General features: G+C 73.3%; 14 protein-coding genes and 1 pseudogene. 4 read left to right on the top strand and 11 right to left on the bottom strand.

The annotated features are described in order from the left end of the window. Positions 1 to 82: 82 nt before the first annotated feature. Entirely contained in the window at positions 83 to 1,726 is a 1,644-nt protein-coding gene (locus ACQPXD_RS07435) for an alkaline phosphatase D family protein (RefSeq protein ID WP_432836098.1), read from the top strand. A 16-nt stretch (positions 1,727 to 1,742) separates the two neighbouring features. Here the strand turns inward: ACQPXD_RS07435 and ACQPXD_RS07430 are convergent, their stop codons facing one another. Beyond that, positions 1,743 to 2,177, bottom strand: a complete 435-nt coding sequence (locus ACQPXD_RS07430) for an NUDIX hydrolase (RefSeq protein ID WP_432836097.1) — start codon at positions 2,175 to 2,177, stop codon at positions 1,743 to 1,745. Between the two features lie 211 nt (positions 2,178 to 2,388). Between ACQPXD_RS07430 and ACQPXD_RS07425 the strand changes: the two genes are divergently transcribed. After that, a complete protein-coding gene (locus ACQPXD_RS07425; RefSeq protein WP_432836096.1) occupies positions 2,389 to 2,871 on the top strand; it encodes a glutathione peroxidase in 483 nt (160 codons plus the stop codon). A gap of 174 nt (positions 2,872 to 3,045) precedes the next feature. On the opposite strand, the gene ACQPXD_RS07420 is transcribed toward ACQPXD_RS07425, so the two are convergent. From ACQPXD_RS07420 to ACQPXD_RS07410, 3 genes are all read right to left on the bottom strand, one after another. Further along, a complete protein-coding gene (locus ACQPXD_RS07420) occupies positions 3,046 to 3,663 on the bottom strand; it encodes an HAD-IA family hydrolase (RefSeq protein ID WP_432836095.1) in 618 nt (205 codons plus the stop codon). Next, entirely contained in the window at positions 3,660 to 7,232 is a 3,573-nt protein-coding gene (smc, locus tag ACQPXD_RS07415; protein ID WP_432836093.1) for a chromosome segregation protein SMC, read from the bottom strand. Before smc ends, ACQPXD_RS07420 begins: the two co-directional genes overlap by 4 nt. Before the next feature lie 232 nt (positions 7,233 to 7,464). Then, on the bottom strand, positions 7,465 to 7,659 hold the full coding sequence (locus ACQPXD_RS07410) for a hypothetical protein (protein ID WP_345124836.1): 195 nt from the start codon (positions 7,657 to 7,659) through the stop codon (positions 7,465 to 7,467). 300 nt (positions 7,660 to 7,959) lie between these two features. Between ACQPXD_RS07410 and ACQPXD_RS07405 the strand changes: the two genes are divergently transcribed. Together ACQPXD_RS07405 and ACQPXD_RS07400 are read left to right on the top strand one after the other, a co-directional pair. Further along, entirely contained in the window at positions 7,960 to 8,610 is a 651-nt protein-coding gene (locus ACQPXD_RS07405) for a CAP domain-containing protein (RefSeq protein ID WP_432836091.1), read from the top strand. A 26-nt stretch (positions 8,611 to 8,636) separates the two neighbouring features. Beyond that, on the top strand, positions 8,637 to 9,416 hold the full coding sequence (locus tag ACQPXD_RS07400; RefSeq protein ID WP_432836089.1) for a spherulation-specific family 4 protein: 780 nt from the start codon (positions 8,637 to 8,639) through the stop codon (positions 9,414 to 9,416). Here ACQPXD_RS07400 and mutM read toward each other — a convergent pair. The 7 genes and pseudogenes from mutM to ACQPXD_RS07365 form a co-directional block, all read right to left on the bottom strand. Then, positions 9,352 to 10,206 carry a bifunctional DNA-formamidopyrimidine glycosylase/DNA-(apurinic or apyrimidinic site) lyase gene (mutM, locus tag ACQPXD_RS07395; RefSeq protein WP_432836087.1) on the bottom strand — a complete coding sequence of 285 codons (855 nt, stop codon included), beginning with the start codon at positions 10,204 to 10,206 and terminating at the stop codon, positions 9,352 to 9,354. The two genes, ACQPXD_RS07400 and mutM, sit on opposite strands and share 65 nt — an antisense overlap. Positions 10,207 to 10,216: 10 nt before the next feature. After that, on the bottom strand, positions 10,217 to 11,926 hold the full coding sequence (locus ACQPXD_RS07390; protein ID WP_432836085.1) for a mannosyltransferase family protein: 1,710 nt from the start codon (positions 11,924 to 11,926) through the stop codon (positions 10,217 to 10,219). A gap of 259 nt (positions 11,927 to 12,185) precedes the next feature. After that, positions 12,186 to 12,812 (bottom strand): annotated as a pseudogene (gene rnc / locus ACQPXD_RS07385) (ribonuclease III); the annotation flags it as partial. Positions 12,813 to 12,862: 50 nt separating this feature from the next. Beyond that, on the bottom strand, positions 12,863 to 13,927 hold the full coding sequence (locus ACQPXD_RS07380; RefSeq protein WP_432836083.1) for a phosphate acyltransferase PlsX: 1,065 nt from the start codon (positions 13,925 to 13,927) through the stop codon (positions 12,863 to 12,865). Between the two features lie 13 nt (positions 13,928 to 13,940). Then, positions 13,941 to 14,114, bottom strand: coding sequence for a 50S ribosomal protein L32 (gene rpmF, locus ACQPXD_RS07375; RefSeq protein WP_259861936.1), 174 nt, complete (start codon positions 14,112 to 14,114; stop codon positions 13,941 to 13,943). A 5-nt stretch (positions 14,115 to 14,119) separates the two neighbouring features. Next, entirely contained in the window at positions 14,120 to 14,683 is a 564-nt protein-coding gene (locus tag ACQPXD_RS07370) for a YceD family protein (RefSeq protein ID WP_432836081.1), read from the bottom strand. A gap of 98 nt (positions 14,684 to 14,781) precedes the next feature. Further along, positions 14,782 to 15,282 carry a hypothetical protein gene (locus tag ACQPXD_RS07365; RefSeq protein ID WP_432836080.1) on the bottom strand — a complete coding sequence of 167 codons (501 nt, stop codon included), beginning with the start codon at positions 15,280 to 15,282 and terminating at the stop codon, positions 14,782 to 14,784. Positions 15,283 to 15,321: the final 39 nt, after the last annotated feature.

The following is a 15,321-nucleotide window of genomic DNA, read 5'->3' as shown; positions in this document are numbered from 1 at the left end:
TGGCGCCCAGTCCGGGTCGGCAGGATCATTCGGGGTGCATCCGGATGCACCCGTCACCCCACCCTCGGAGGTCCCGCCCACCATGCCTGGCGCCGAGCTCGACACCGACCGCGGCCCGCTCGTCCTCGGCCCGGTGCTGCGGCGGGTGGAGGGCGACCGCGCGACGGTCTGGGTCGAGACGGCGCGTCCGGGCACCGTCGAGGTCGACGCCGGCCCGGCAAGCGGCGCGGCCCGCACCTTCGCCGTCCACGGCCACCACTACGCCCTGGTCGTGGTCGCCGGGCTCCCACCCGACGCGGCCACGCCGTACCGCCTCAAGATCGACGGCGCGGTGGTATGGCCGCTGCCGGACGACCCCTGCCCGCCGCCGGTGATCCGCACCCGCCGCGCGGGGGCGCCGGTGCGGCTGGTGTTCGGCTCCTGCCGCAAGGCCAGCCCCCTCAGCCTCACCCGCTATCCCCCGGACGCGCTGGACGCCTACGCCGGGCGGCTCATCGACTCCATCCGCTCGGACGCGCCCACGCAGTGGCCGGACCTGCTCGTCCTGTTAGGCGACCAGGTGTACGCCGACGAGACGCCGCAGAAGATCCAGCACTGGCTGCACGGGCGCCGCCGGCACCGCCCCGCGGACGCGCCCGCGACCCAGGTGGTGGACTTCCACGAGTACACGAAGCTGTACCTCGACTCGTGGACCGACCCGGAGATCCGCTGGCTGCTCTCAACAGTACCCAGCGTCATGATCTTCGACGACCACGAGATCATCGACGACTGGAACACCTCCCAGCGCTGGCGCGACCGGATGGCCGGCCTGAGCTGGTGGGGCCGGCGCATCCAGGCCGGCCTGGCGTCGTACTGGGTCTACCAGCACATGGGCAACCTGTCCCCCGGCGCCCTGGCGGAGTGCCCGGTGTATGCCGCGGTCACCTCCACCCCCGACGCGACCGCCGTCCTGGACGAGTTCGGCGCCCGCGCCGACCGCGACCGCGCGTCGTACCGCTGGAGCTATGCCCTCAACATCGACCGCACCCGCCTCGTCGTCCTCGACAACCGCGCCGCCCGGCAGCTCGAGCAGGGCCACCGCGCGATGCTGCCCGACAGCGAGTGGAACTGGTTCACCGGACAGCTCCCGGGCGACTACGACCACCTGCTCATCGGCTCGTCCCTGCCGTGGCTCCTGCCGCCCGCCATCCACCACCTCGAGGCCGCGACCGAGCGGCTGGCGGAGTCCCCGCGCGGCTGGGTCGGCGCCTTCGGCGAGAAGCTACGCCAGGCCGTGGACCTGGAGCACTGGGCCGCGTTCGGCCGCTCCTTCGACGCACTCAGCGCCCTGATCGCCCAGCTCGGCACCGGCGCCTCCGCGCCCGCCACCATCAGCGTCCTGTCGGGTGATGTTCACCACTCCTACGCGGCCCGCGCATTCCTGGGCACAGAGGTCGTCAGCGCCGTCCACCAGCTCACCTGCTCGCCGGTCCACAACGACATGCCGAAGCTCATCCGCCCGGCGATGAAGTTCGGCTGGAACCCGCCCGCCGCGCGGGTGATGCGCTCGGTGGCACGCTCGCTGGGCCTGCGCCGCCCCGCGGTGCGATGGCGCAAGATCGCCGACCCGTACTTCGGCAACGCGGTGGGGCTGCTGCTCATCGAGGGCCGCACCGCACACGTCTCGATCCAGGGCACCCTGCCGGACAAGACGCTGCGCGAGGTCGCGGCCCTCAAGCTGAGCTGATCCGGCCCGCGCCCCTTCAGTCCGGTGGCACCGCGGGGTGAGTCTCCGGCGGCTCGTTGAGGTCCGACCAGGTCCACAGGGTCGCCACCCGGGCCCGGCCCGTGAGATACGCCACAGCCGGCTCCCGGATCGGGGCGAACCACATGCGACCGAGCCGCTCGACCGCCTCCGGCAGCGGCACCCACGCACCCGAACCGTCGTGCGGCCCGACACCGGTCACCTCGAAGCCGAGCATCTCGTACGACACGCCACCGGCCGGGTAGCGGGCGACCCAGAGGAGACGCTCCGGCAGCACTGAGGCGAAGCCGGCCTCGTGGGTCACCTTGGCCAGCAGGGGCTCCCCATCGTCCACCGAGCCGCCCGGGAGCGCCCAGTCCGGCGGGTCGCTGATCAGCAGGACGTCCTTGCCCCGGCGCACGACAGCGCCGACGGCGAGCTGGTGACCGGTCACGCCTCACCTTAGGCCGCCCACCTCGACGCGGACGCCACCCAGCCGCGCGGATGCCGCCCCCAGCCACACGGACGCGAACGAGCCGCGACCCACGGGCGCGGAGGCCCGGAGGCGGAGGCCCAGGCGCGGCGCGGAGGCGCGGCGCGGAAGTGGTGAGTGCCATTCACCGGGGTGGGCCGGCGGAGCGCGGAGCGGGCATACGATCGCTTCCATGAGCTTTTATGACGTCGAGATCGCCGATCTGCAGGGCAAGCCCCTCGATCTCGGGCAGTTCCGCGGGCATCCGCTGCTCGTGGTCAACGTGGCTTCGCGGTGCGGGCTGACGCCGCAGTATTCCGATCTTGAGGCGCTGCACAAGGAGTACTCCGGGCGGGGGTTCTCGGTGCTGGGGGTGCCGTGCAACCAGTTCGCCGGGCAGGAGCCGGGCACGGCGGAGGAGATCGCCGAGTTCTGCAGCACCACTTACGGTGTCACGTTTCCGATGACCGAGAAGGTCGAGGTCAACGGCGAGGGGCGGCACCCGCTCTACGACCTGCTGGCGCCGGTCGCGGACGCTGAAGGGCACACCGGGGACGTGCGGTGGAACTTCGAGAAGTTCCTCGTCAGCGGGGACGGCACGGTGGCGGCGCGGTTCTCGCCGCGTACCACGCCGAAGTCCGACGAGGTGGTCCAGGCCATCGAGGCGCAGCTCTGAAGGTCTCCCGGCGTCCGCCAGGGGCGGAAACCGCAGGGGGCGGAAACCGGCAGGGTCGAACGCCCGGGAACGGGGGCCCGGACGCGGCCGCAATGACGCAGCGGGTTCGCCGCCGCCGTATGACGCACGGACGCACGGAGTGCCCTGGAAAAGAGTGAGCCCGGGCCGGGAGAGCTACAGGCCGAAGGCGCGGCGAGCGTAGGACAGGTCGTCGCCGGGGGTGTAGCGGTAGGCGGTCAGGCCGGCCGCGCGGGCGCCGCGGATCATGCGGTCCGTGTCGTCCACGAGGAGGCAGCGCGGGGGCGGAGTACCCACGAGGGAGCAGGCGGCGGCGAAGAACTCCTTGGCGGGCTTGTGCACGCCGATCTCGGCGGAGTTGGCGACCGCGTCGAACTCGTCGGTCAGGTCGAAGGATGCCAGGACCTCGCGGAACTCGACCGTGGCGTTGGTGGCCAGGCACGCCGGGTGGCCGGCGGCGCGCACGTCGCGGACGAAGCGCAGGACGTCCGGGTCGATGACGCCCGGGTAGACCACCCACTCGTCCATGAGCTCGGCCGCCCGCTGCGGGCCGCCGACGCGGTCGGCGAGGGCGTCGGCGACGGTGGCGAGCCATTCGGGACGGGTGATGCGGCCGGTGATGGCGGGCAGGAGGCGGTTCCACTCGAGTGCGGTGTCGAGGACCGTGCCGGGCTCCAGGCCGTACCGCTGCTCGATCTTGGCATTGATCGACGGGTCGAAGGTGCGCAGGACCCCGTCGAAGTCGATGAGCAGGGCCGTGGGGCGCTGGGTCACGCTGCCTCTTCCGTTCGCAGGCGCTGGGAGATGACCTCGGTCACGCCGGAGCGCATGGTGACGCCGTAGAGGGCGTCGGCGACCTCCATGGTGCGCTTCTGGTGCGTGATGATGATCAGCTGGCTGCGTTCGCGGAGCTGCTCGAAGAGGGTGATGAGGCGGCCCAGGTTGACGTCGTCGAGGGCGGCCTCGACCTCGTCCATGATGTAGAAGGGGCTGGGGCGGGCGCGGAAGATCGCGCAGAGCAGCGCGACGGCGGTCAGCGAGCGCTCGCCGCCGGACAGCAGGGACAGGCGCTTGATCTTCTTGCCCGGCGGGCGGGCCTCGACCTCGATGCCGGTGGTGAGCATGTCGTCGGGGTCGGTGAGCACGAGGCGGCCCTCGCCGCCCGGGAAGAGCACGGAGAAGACCTGCTCGAACTCGCGGGCGGTGTCCTGGTACGCGCTGGTGAAGACCTCGAGGATGCGGTCGTCGACGTCCTTGACGACGGTGAGCAGGTCGCGCCGGGTGGCCTTGAGGTCCTCGAGCTGGTCGGAGAGGAACTTGTAGCGCTCCTCCATGGCCGCGAACTCCTCCAGGGCCAGGGGGTTGACCTTGCCGAGGAGGTTGAGCTCGCGCTCGGCCTTGGCGGCGCGCTTCTCCTGGGTGGCGCGGTCGAACGGGACCGGCTCGGGGGCGGGGCGGCCGTCGGCCTCGGCGGCGGCGATCTCGGGCGCGGTCGGGGGGACGGGCAGGTGCGGGCCGTACTCGGCGACGAGGGTGTCGGCGTCCAGGCCGAACTCCTCGGCGGAGCGGGCCTCCAGCTGCTCGATGCGCATCCGCTGCTCGGCGCGGGCGACCTCGTCGCGGTGCACGGCGCTGGTGAGCCGCTCCAGCTCGGCGGTGAACTGCTTGGCGCGGCCGCGCACCTCGGTCAGGGCGGACTCGCGCTCGGCGCGCGTGGCGGCGAGGACGTCGCGGGTCTCCTGGGCCTCGGCGATGGACTCGCCGAGCCGTTCAAGGGCGAACGCGGCGCCGGTCGCGACGGCCTCGGCGACGCGCGCGCTGCGGGCCCGGGTGGCCTTGCGGGCGGCGGCGCGCTCCCGGGCGGCGCGCTCGGCCGCGGCCTGGCGCAGCAACGCGTCCGCGCGGCCGGCGAGGGCGCCGACGCGCTCCTCGGCGGTGCGTACCGCGAGCCGGACCTCCATCTCCTGCTGCCGCGCGACGGGGACCTCGGCGGAGAGGTCGTCGCGCTCCAGGGTGGACGGATCCTCGTCGATCGGGATCTCCTCGGCCAGGGCGAGGCGCTCCTCGAGCTCGGCGAGGCTGGTCAGGCCGGACTCGCGGGCGGCCTCCGCCTTGGCCTTGGCCGCGGCGTGCCGCTCGACCTCGGCGCGGGCCGACTTGGCGGCGGCGCCGAACTCGGCGAGGCGGCGGGCGGCGGCGTTGCGCTGGCTGTCGGCCTCCTTCTTGGCCGCGGCGGTCTCGGCGACGACCTGCTTGGCGCCGGTCGCGGCGTTGCGGGCCAGGGTCAGCAGCTCCCGCGCCTCGGCGACCCGCCGCTCGGCGTCGACCTTCTGCTGCCGGGCCTCCTCGACGGCGGCCTGGACCTCGATGAAGCTGTGCTGCTTGCCGGAGCCGCCGGCGGCCGCGTAGGCGCCGATGACATCGCCTTCGGGGGTGACGGCGCGCAGCGCGGGGGCGTAGGAGACGATGCGCCGCGCGGTCGCGAGGTCGGGGGCGAACACCACGTCGCCGAGGGCGCGCTCCAGGGCGGGGCGTAGCTCCTCGGGGGCGCGGACGAGGTCCATGGCCCAGGCGGCGCCCGGGGGCAGCGGTACCCGCTCCACGGCGGCGGCGTCGAGCATCGGCGCGGACGCGATGAGCAGCGCGGCCCGGCCGGCGTCGTCCTGCTTGAGCATCTCGACGGCGGCGACCGCGCCGTCGACCCCGGAGACCGCGACGGCGTCGGCGAGGGCGCCCAGCGCGGCGGCGAGGGCGGCCTCGTGGCCGGCCTCGACGGACAGCAGCGCGGCGACGCTGCCGAGCAGGCCGGGGACGCGGTCGGCGCGGGCCAGCAGGGTGCCGGCGCCGTCCTTGCGACGCAGGCCCATGGCGAGCGCCTCCTCGCGGGCCTTCCACTGCGCGGCGTCCTTCTCGGCGGCGCGCTCGGCGTCGCTGTGCTGGCGCACCTCGTTGTTGATCGCGTCGAGCTCGCGGGTCGCTTCCTGGTGGCGCATCTCCAGGTCGGCGTTGGCGTGGTCGGCGACGGTCGCGCCCGCGCCCGCCTCGTCGTAGAGGGCCTGCGCGGCCTCCGCACGGGCCTCGGCCTCGGCCAGTTGCACCGCGAGACGCTCGATCTCGTCGCCGGCGGCGGTCGCGCGGGAGCGGGCGGACTCGACCTGCCCGGTGAGCTTGGCCAGCCCCTCGCGGCGGTCGGCGATGGCCTTGTGCGCGGCCACGATCGCCTTCTCGGCGAAGGCGAGCCGCCGCTCGAGGTCCTGGCGGCGATCGACGGCCTCGGCGAGGCGCTCCTGGCTGGCCTCCAGCGCGGCGCGCAGCTCCTCCTCCTGCTCGCGGACCTTCTCGGCCTCGGCGGTGAGCTGGTCGGGGTCGCGGCCGGGCCGCTCCTCGACGGGCGCGGCGGCGAGGTTGCGGTGCCGCTCGGCCGCGAGCTGGTGCAGGGAGCGGTACCGCTCCTGCAGCGTCGACAGCTGGAACCACGTGTCCTGGGCCTCGGCGAGCGCGGGCGCGTCGGCGGCGTGCTCGGCCTCCAGCGCGGCGAGGCGCTCGCTGATCGCCTCGACCTCGGCCTCGACCTCCTCGCGGCGGGCGCGCAGCGCGGTCTCGTCGGCGATCTCGCGGTCGAGGGTCTCGCGCAGCGTGGCCAGGTCGTCGGCGAGCAGCCGCAGCCGGGCGTCGCGCAGGTCGGCCTGGATGCCGGCGGCGCGGCGGGCCACCTCGGCCTGGCGCCCGAGCGGCTTGAGCTGGCGGCGCAGCTCGGTGGTGAGATCGCCGAGGCGGTTGAGGTTGGCCTGCATCGCCTCGAGCTTGCGGATCGCCTTCTCTTTGCGCTTGCGGTGCTTGAGGACGCCGGCGGCCTCCTCGACGAAGGCGCGGCGGTCCTCGGGGCGGGCGTGCAGGACGCCGTCGAGGCGGTTCTGGCCGACGATCACGTGCATCTCGCGGCCGATGCCGGAGTCGGACAGCAGCTCCTGGATGTCGAGCAGACGGCACTGATTGCCGTTGATCTCGTACTCGCTCTCGCCGGAGCGGAACATCCGGCGGGTGATCGACACCTCGGTGTAGTCGATCGGTAGCGCACCGTCGGTGTTGTCGATGGTGAGGGTGACCTCGGCGCGTCCCAGCGGGGCCCGGCTCGCGGTCCCGGCGAAGATGACGTCCTCCATCTTGCCGCCGCGCAACGCCTTGGCGCCCTGCTCACCCAGCACCCAGGCGATCGCATCAACCACGTTGGACTTGCCGGAGCCGTTGGGCCCGACAACACAGGTGATGCCCGGCTCGAGCTTCAGGGTGGTGGCGGACGCGAAGGACTTGAAGCCCTTGACCGTCAGGCTCTTGAGGTGCACGGATCTCCACGGTGGTCGAGGTGTGTTACCGGGCAGGCTACCGCCGGGAGAGTACCCGCCCCCGTAGCCCCGCACACCATAATGCGCGTGTCGTGGTCACACCGCCCACTCAGGCCACTTGCGCAACCAACCGGACGACCGGGTCGTTACATGACTGCGCGCCGAGACCCATTGGATGTCGGCGCGCGGGTTTACTGTGCAGTTCTGCGCTGGTTACGGTGACCTGAAGTTTTCAGGCCATCGCCGGCTCGACGAGCCGGACCAGTTGGTCCGCCTCTGAAGCCGCTGCGGCGAGCCGGTCGTTCTCGGCGCGCAACCGCACGACCTCGAACTCGAGCGCCCGAACCTTGGCGCGCAGTTGGGTGACCTCGTCGACGAGGCGCCGATCGGGCGCGCTGCCTACGTGGCCGAAGAGGGCCTTAGCCATATCGTCTCCTTGATAAGCGCAGCCGGTCGAATCCGGCAAACGCGCGCCCAGCACCCGCGACCGAAGCACAAGGGCATGAATGGGCGCGACTGGCGACCCCTCTATGTTCCGTCCGAGGCGCGACTTAGTCAAGCCAACCGGCACGCCAAACGTCCTGGCCAGGGTGTTCCCACTCACCCGGGTGCGTGATCCGCACCGCCGCGCCGATCGTGGCAGTGTGCCACCAGTTGCTCAGCGGCGCCACTGCAAAGTAGCGTCTTGTCCGGGAAATCTGGGGACCGACACGACCGGGAGAGTGCGATGACGGCACCGCGGCCCGGTCTGGCCGCTCGGCTCGGTCCCACGGGGATTGCTGCGCTCGTCGCCGGGGTGCTGATCCTGTTCGGTCTCGGCTCGTTGATCATTCCGGCGCTGAGCGACGGCGGCAGCACCTCCGCCGCCGAGCAGCCGGCCGCGCCCCTGGCGGGCGACCCGGAGCCCGCCCAGTCCAGCGCGCCCCCGCCCGCGAGCGACCCGGAGCCCACGAGCGCCGCCCCGACCACCGCCCGCACGACGCTCGTGGCCGCGAACTTCAACACCGGCTACGAGGACCGCGTCGCACAGTTGATCAACAACGAACGGCGCAAGGAGAAGTGCGACCCGCTGCGGGTCGACCCGAAACTGCGCACGGCCGCGCGGGCGCACGCCGCGGACATGGCCGCCCGCGACTTCACCGGCGCCCGGGGCAGCGACGGCAGCGATCCGGCGGCACGCGCCCAGGCGGCCGGCTACGCCTCGTTCGCCGACGAGCTGACCGCCAAGGGCGGCGACCCCGGCGACGTCGTCAAGCACTGGATGCACGACGACGACAGCAAGAACATGCTGGTCGACTGCGACATCACATCGATCGGTGTCGGGGCCGCGATGCGCGGCCGCACGCCCTACTGGTCGGCGGACACCGGCCGTGCTTGAGGGGGCCCAGCATCGTTAGTCCGGTCGTGGACCGGGTTCCGACGCTCCTGCCACTGCGGGCGCATCCGCTGGCCCGGCCACACGCGTGGGAGATCGTCGCTGGACACGGTCCGGCATTCACCGTCGTCGTCGACGTCGCGGGCGGGCCCGGCAGCGGCCGGGACCCGCTGTGGACGGCCGCCATGAGCCGCCTCGACGCGGCCGGCGTCCGGCTGCTCGGGTACGTCGACGTCGACTACGGCACGCGCCCGGTCGCGCGCATCCGCGCGGACGTCTATCGGTGGGCCGGCTACCCGGTGCGCGGCGTGTTCCTCGACCGCACGCCGGTCAGCCCGTACGCGATCGGCCCGGTCGCGGTCATCGCGCAGGCGGCCGCGCGGGCCGGGCTGCCCGAGGTGGTCCTCAACCCCGGTGAGCCGCCCGACGACGCGTACCGTGACCTGGGGCTGCCGGTGTGCGTGTTCGACGGCAGCTGGCGGGAGTACCGGCGCTGGTCGGGCGCGGGGGCGCGGCCGGGCGACGGGCACCTGGTGCACGCGGTGCCGCCGTGGGAGCTGGACGAGGCGGCCCGGCTGCAGGTCAGCCGCGGCGCCGGCTTCGGGCTGGTCACCGATCTGGGTGCGCCCGACCCCTACGCGGACCTGCCCGCCTGGTGCGGCCTCGTGCCCGGCCTGGCCGAGCTCGGCGCCGACCTGGGCAAGCCGACCCCGGCGCCCCGCCGCCCGCGCCCCTACTGGCAGCTCACGTCCGCGCGAGACGGGGCCGCGGCTGGCAGCGCGGGCAGGAGTACGAGGACCGGTTCATGAACGCCTCCCGGCGGATCGGGCTGCCGCAGCGGTTGCACGGCAGGCCCTCCCGGCCGTAGGCGTTCAGCGAGCGGTCGAAGTAGCCGCTCTCGCCGTTGACGTTGACGTACAGCGCGTCGAAGCTCGTGCCGCCCTGGCCGATCGCCTCGTTGAGCACGTCGCGGACGTGCCCGAGCAGCCGGCGCGCCACCGGGCGAGACAGCTGCGACGAGTCCCGGCCCCCGTGCAGGCCGGCCCGCCACAGCGCCTCGTCGGCGTAGATGTTGCCGACGCCGGAGATCAACGTCTGGTCCAGCAGCGCCCGTTTCACCTCGGTGCGGCGCCGGCGCAGCCGCTCCACGAACAGGTCGTCCACGAACAGCGGGTCGACCGGGTCCAGCGCGATGTGCGCGAGCTCGGCCGGCAGCACCGCGCCGCCCTCCGAGACGCTCAGGCCGCCGAACGTGCGCTGGTCGACGAAGCGCAGCTCCGGCCCGTCGTCGTCGAACGTGAACCGCACCCGCAGGTGGATCTCCGCCACCGCGCCGGTCGGCTGCAGCAGCAGCTGGCCGGACATGCCGAGGTGGCCGATGAGCGCGTCCTCGTCGTCCAGGGGCAGCCAGAGGTACTTCCCGCGGCGCATCACCGTGCCGACGCGCCGCCCCGCGAGGAGGCCCGCGAAGTGCTCGGCGCCGGGCAGGTGGCGGCGGATCGCGCGCGGATGCAGCACCTCGACCGTCGCGATGCGCCGGCCGGACACCCACTTGTCGAGCCCACGGCGGACGGTCTCGACCTCGGGCAGCTCAGGCATGGAAGATCCTCTAGATCGCGTAGTGCCAGACGGTGATGAGATACGAGCCGTACCAGAGCCCGAAGACACCGCAGGCCGCCAACACTAGCGCCGCGGTGCGCGGCCGCGCGCGCCCGAGCGCGACCGCCGGCGGCACCAGGATGAGCAGCGCGGGCACGAGCAGCCGCGGCTTGGAGTGGTAGTAGCCGGCCTGGCCCAGCACCAGGACCAGGACGATCACGCCGTACACGGCCAGCGGCGGCCACACGCGTCCGCGCAGCGCCAGCACGGCGAGGATGACGGTGCCGATGAGCATCCAGGCGATGCTGACCTGTATCCAGCCGTCGCCCTGCAGCAGCGCGGTGCGCACGAACTGCCAGCTCGAGTCGCCGTAGTCGAACGTGGTGCCCCAGCCGGCGGTCTGGATGTCGAACCAGGCGTGGAGATTGCCGACCCGCAGCCCGACCCAGAGCAGGTAGGCCGGCACGCCGGCCAGCGCGATGGCGGCCGCTAGGAGGGGTTTCCAGATGGGAGTGGTACTGCGTGTGCCCGCCTCCGCACGGCTGCCTCCTCCGCCCGCACCCGTGCGCCCGCCCGGGGCCGCCTCCGTGCGTCGTTCCTCGCCGGTTTCCTCGCGTTGGCCCTCGACCGCTTCCGTGCGTCGTTCCTCGCCGGCTTCGTCGCGTTGGCCCTCGACCGCTTCCGCGCGCCGTTCTCGCCCGCCGGCATCCGCGTCCGCGCCAGGGGCGTCATCGATCACGTTCGGGCCTGCCACGCCGCCCGGGTCCGCGCCCTCGCTGCCGTCCGCGTCCGCGCCTGCCACGGCGCGCGCGCTCGCGACCGCGCGTGCTGGGGTGCGGGCGTCCGCGCCCGCCGCGCCGCCGCCTGGGTCCGCGCCCGCCCTGCCGCCCGCGTCCGCGCCCGCCCAGCCGCCCGCGTCCGCCCTGCCGCCCGCGTCCGCGCGTGCCACGCTGCGGGCGTCCGCGCCTGCCGGGGCGCGGGCGTCCAGGCGTGTGGTGATGCGGGCGTCCGCGCGGCGGCTCGGGATTGCCTCCGAGCGCAGGGCCAGGGGCGCGTCCGCGCGGTGGGGGGCGCGGGAGCGGGAGCGGGCGTTGTAGATGGCCATGATCGCCGCCACCGCGAGCGCGATCGCCGCGGCCGCGCCGGTCGGGCGGGTCAGGCCGGCGCTCAGGCCGAGCAGCCCGGCCGACAGCCAGGCGCCGCGGTGGGCGCACAGCAGCATCCCGGCGACGAGGGCGGTGAACAGCGCCTCCGAGTAGCCCATGGACAGGGCCATCGACATCGGCTGCACGCAGAACAGGGCGGTGAGGGCGATGCCGACCCGCTCGTTGTAGAGGCGGGTGCCCAGCGCGCACAGCAGCACCGCGGCCGCGCCGCCGGCCAGCCAGGAGACGGTGATCGCGGAGGTGCCGTAGTCGAGGCGCGAAATCAGGTGCAGGAGGCGCACCAGCATCGGGTAGCCGGGGAAGAACGCCAGGCCGTTGCCGACCAGCTTGCCGTCGGCGTCGTAGGTGTACCCGGTCGGGTACCCCTCCTCGGCCACGCGGACGAAATGGCCGCCGTCCCAGGCCAGCAGCCGGTCGCGGATGCGGTCGTCGGGTGACATCGCCCACAGGAAGGCGAGCTGCACGAGGCGGCTGAGGGCGTACACCCCGAGGGGGAACGCGATCAGCGAGGAGCGCCCTCCTCGCGTGATGTCATTGACCGCGGGCGTCGTCATCGGCGGGCAGTTCCTCGGCGGCGTCGGTCGGTGCGGGGGTGTGGGCGGGCGCCTCCGCGGACGGCGCGGACGCGGACGGCGGCGCCGAAGCCGACGACGGCGCGGAAGCCGGCGACGTGGAGGCGGACGGCGGCGGCGCGGAAGCCGGCGACGCGGAGGTGGACGGCGGCGTGGAAGCCGACGGTGCGGGCGCGGGGGTAGCAGTCGGTGCGGAGGCGCCGCCGGTGGACGGGAGGGGGGTGCCGTCCGCCTGGAGGCCGGACAGTTCGCGCCACGCGGCCTCGGCGGCGCGCTGTTCGGCCTCCTTCTTGCTGCCGCCCTGCGCGCCGCCGTAGCGCTGCTTGGCCACGATCACCCAGGCGGTGAACCGCTTGGCGTGGTCGGGGCCCTCCTCGTCGATGCGGTACTCGGGGACGCCCAGGCCGCGGCCGGCGGTGAGCTCCTGCAGGCTGGTCTTCCAGTCCAGGCCCGCGCCGCGGAGGGCGGCCTCGGCCATCAGGCCGTCGAACAGCTTGTGGATGACCTGGGCGGTGGCGTCCAGGCCGTGCTGGAGGTAGATCGCGCCGATGAGGGCCTCGAGCGTGTCGGCCAGGATGCTGGCCTTGTCGCGGCCGCCGGTCGCCTCCTCGCCCCGGCCGAGGAGCAGGAAGGGGCCGATGCCGCTGGGGCCTAGACGGCGCGCGACGTCGGCGAGGGCGCGCATGTTGACGACGCTGGCGCGCAGCTTGGCCAGCTGGCCCTCGGCGAGCTTGGGGTGGTTCTGGAACAGGGCGGTGGTGATCACCACGCCCAGGACGGCGTCGCCGAGGAACTCCAGTCGTTCGTTGGTGGGCAGGCCGCCGTTCTCGTAGGCGAACGAGCGGTGAGTCAGGGCCCGGCGCAGCATCTCCGGGTCGAACTCGACCCCGAACGCGGCCTCGAGCTGATTCTGGTTCTTCACGAGCGCTCTCCCAGTGCGTCACGGATGGTGAGCCCGCCGGCCGAGGAGAGTTCGGTCAGCAGATCGTCGGCGAGGCTTGCGACCGCCGGGGTGATGCGGTCGCGGTGCAGGCGCGCGGCCAGGGCGATGCCGTCGGCAACCTCGGCCCCGCTCGCCGAGCCGTGGCACACGACGACGTCGCCAGCGACGCCGAGGAGCACGGCGGCGGCCTCATGGGGCCGCTTTCCGGAAGTACCATATAGGGCGGACATTTCGGACTGTCGGGCTCTTGCCGCACCCAGGGCGCCCTCGATGCCCTTCAGCAGGATGTTGCCCGTGAATCCGTCGGTGACGACCACGTCGGCCGGGCCCCCGCGCGGCACGTCGAAGCCCTCCACGAGGCCGACGTAGCGGCCACCGGCGGGCAGTGGGATGTCCGACAGGGCGATCGACACGGCGCGGCGCAGCCGGTCGCCCTTGCCCGGCTCGCTGCCGATCGACAGCAGTCCGACGCGCGGACGCGTGACACCGAGCGCGACGGCGGCGAAGGCGGTGCCGAGGACCGCGTGCTGGACGAGCTCCAGCATGGTGGCGTCCAGGGTGACGCCGACGTCGACGAGGAGCACGGGGCCCCGCTCGGTCGGGACCTGCGCGGCGAGCCCGGGCCGACGCACGCCGCGCAGGCGCCCGAGCACGTGCGCGGAGGCGGCCACGGCGGCGCCGCTGGAGCCGGCGGAGACCATCGCGTCCGCGCGGCCGGTGTAGACGGCCTCGGCGGCCGCGCGGACGGTCGTCTCCCGGCGGATGTTGCGCAGCGGGGATTCGGCCATGCCGACCACGGTATCGACGACTGTCACGCTGACGCGCTCCCGGTCGGCGACCGGGAGCGCGCCAAGAACCTCGCCGGCCGGCTCCCGCGGCCCGACGAGGACGAGATGGAGGTCTGGATCGGCGCTGCAGGCGCGCAGAGCGCCGTCAACCACGACGGCGGGAGCCCCGTCCCCGCCGAGGAGGTCGACGGCGATCCGCGCGACGCCGGGCGAGAGCTCCCCGCCGCGCGCCGGTCCGTCGGATCGCGTCACCCGGATCCGGTGGTCAGACCTCGATGACCTGGCGGCCGTTGTACGTGCCACAGACCGAGCAGGCGGCGTGGGGCAGCTTCGGCGAGCGACACTGCGGGCACGGCTGCGTGGAGACCGCGACGGCTTTCCACTGGCTCCGGCGCGACCGGGTGTTGCTGCGCGACATCTTCCGCTTCGGAACGGCCACGGGACTTACTCCTCTGACGTCTTGATCTGGGACAGGGCGGCCCAGCGCGGGTCGAACTGCTCGTGGTTGTGGCCCTCGGGCAGTTCGTCGAGCGGAACCCCGCAGCCGGGGCACAGACCTGGGCAGTCTTCACGGCACACGGGGTTGGCGGCCAGGGAGAGCACCACCGCGTCCCGCAATGCCGGCTCCAGGTCGATCAGGTCTCCCTGCAGCCGTCCGACCTCGTCCTCGTCCGTCGTCTCGTCCGTTGTGCTGTGCTCGTAGGCATAGAACTCTTGGAGCGGGACGTCCAGCGTGTCGCTGATCGGGCGTAGGCAGCGCCCGCACTCGCCCGCCAGCGGGCCGGTGACGGTGCCGGAGACGAGGACGCCTTCGGACACCGACTCCATGCGCAGCTGGAGGTCGAGCTCGGCGCCATGGGGCACGCCGATCAGCTCCAGGCCGAGGTCCTCGGGCGCCGGCACCTTCCGCGAGACCGCATGCAGAGCGCCCGGTCGGCGTGGGAGGTCTCTCGTCTCGAGGACCAGCGGCGACCGGGGATCCAGGTTCGGGTGCGGTTGGTGTGGCATCGTTCAGACTCCGGCCAGGCAGGGCCGACGGACAAGGTTACCCGAGCGGCAGATCTTCCGTCGAATCGCCCCCACCTTAGCGCGCCCGGGCGCGGCCGTCAGAAGGGTAGCGGCCGGTCGTCCTCGCCGGATGGGGTGAACGAGCCGATCTCCCGCAGCGCGTGCATCTTGTCGCGCCCGCGCTCGATCGACGCGAGAGACCTGGTCAGGAACTGCTCGAAGTTGGCCAGGGCGGTGTCCACGTAGTCGTCGACCTCGTCGCGCAGCCGCTGCGTCTCCATCCGCGCCTCGTTGATCATCCGCGACGCCTCGTGCTCGGCCGACACGACGATCTCGTTGATCGACACCAGGCGGGTGTGCTCGGCCTCCGCCTCGGCGATGATCCGCTCGGCCTCACGCCGCCCCGCGTCGACGATCTTGTCCCGCTCGTCGAGCAGCGCGGATGCCCGCCGCAGCTCTCCGGGCAGGTCGGCGCGCACCTGGTCGAGCAGATTGATCATCTCGGCGCGGTCGAACACGAAGTTGCTCCGCGACATAGGCGCCGACCGCGCACTCTCAACCAGCGCAATGATCTGGTCGATGCTTTCGAGCGGATCCACCTGCGGTCACTCCTGTTCCCAATGTCGAACGACGTAACC

Source organism: Dactylosporangium sp. CA-092794, assembly GCF_050948465.1.
Taxonomy (GTDB): Bacteria; Actinomycetota; Actinomycetes; order Mycobacteriales; family Micromonosporaceae; genus Dactylosporangium.
The sequence above is the reverse complement of the archived record's forward strand: the minus strand, read 5'-3'. Positions and strand labels throughout refer to the sequence as shown.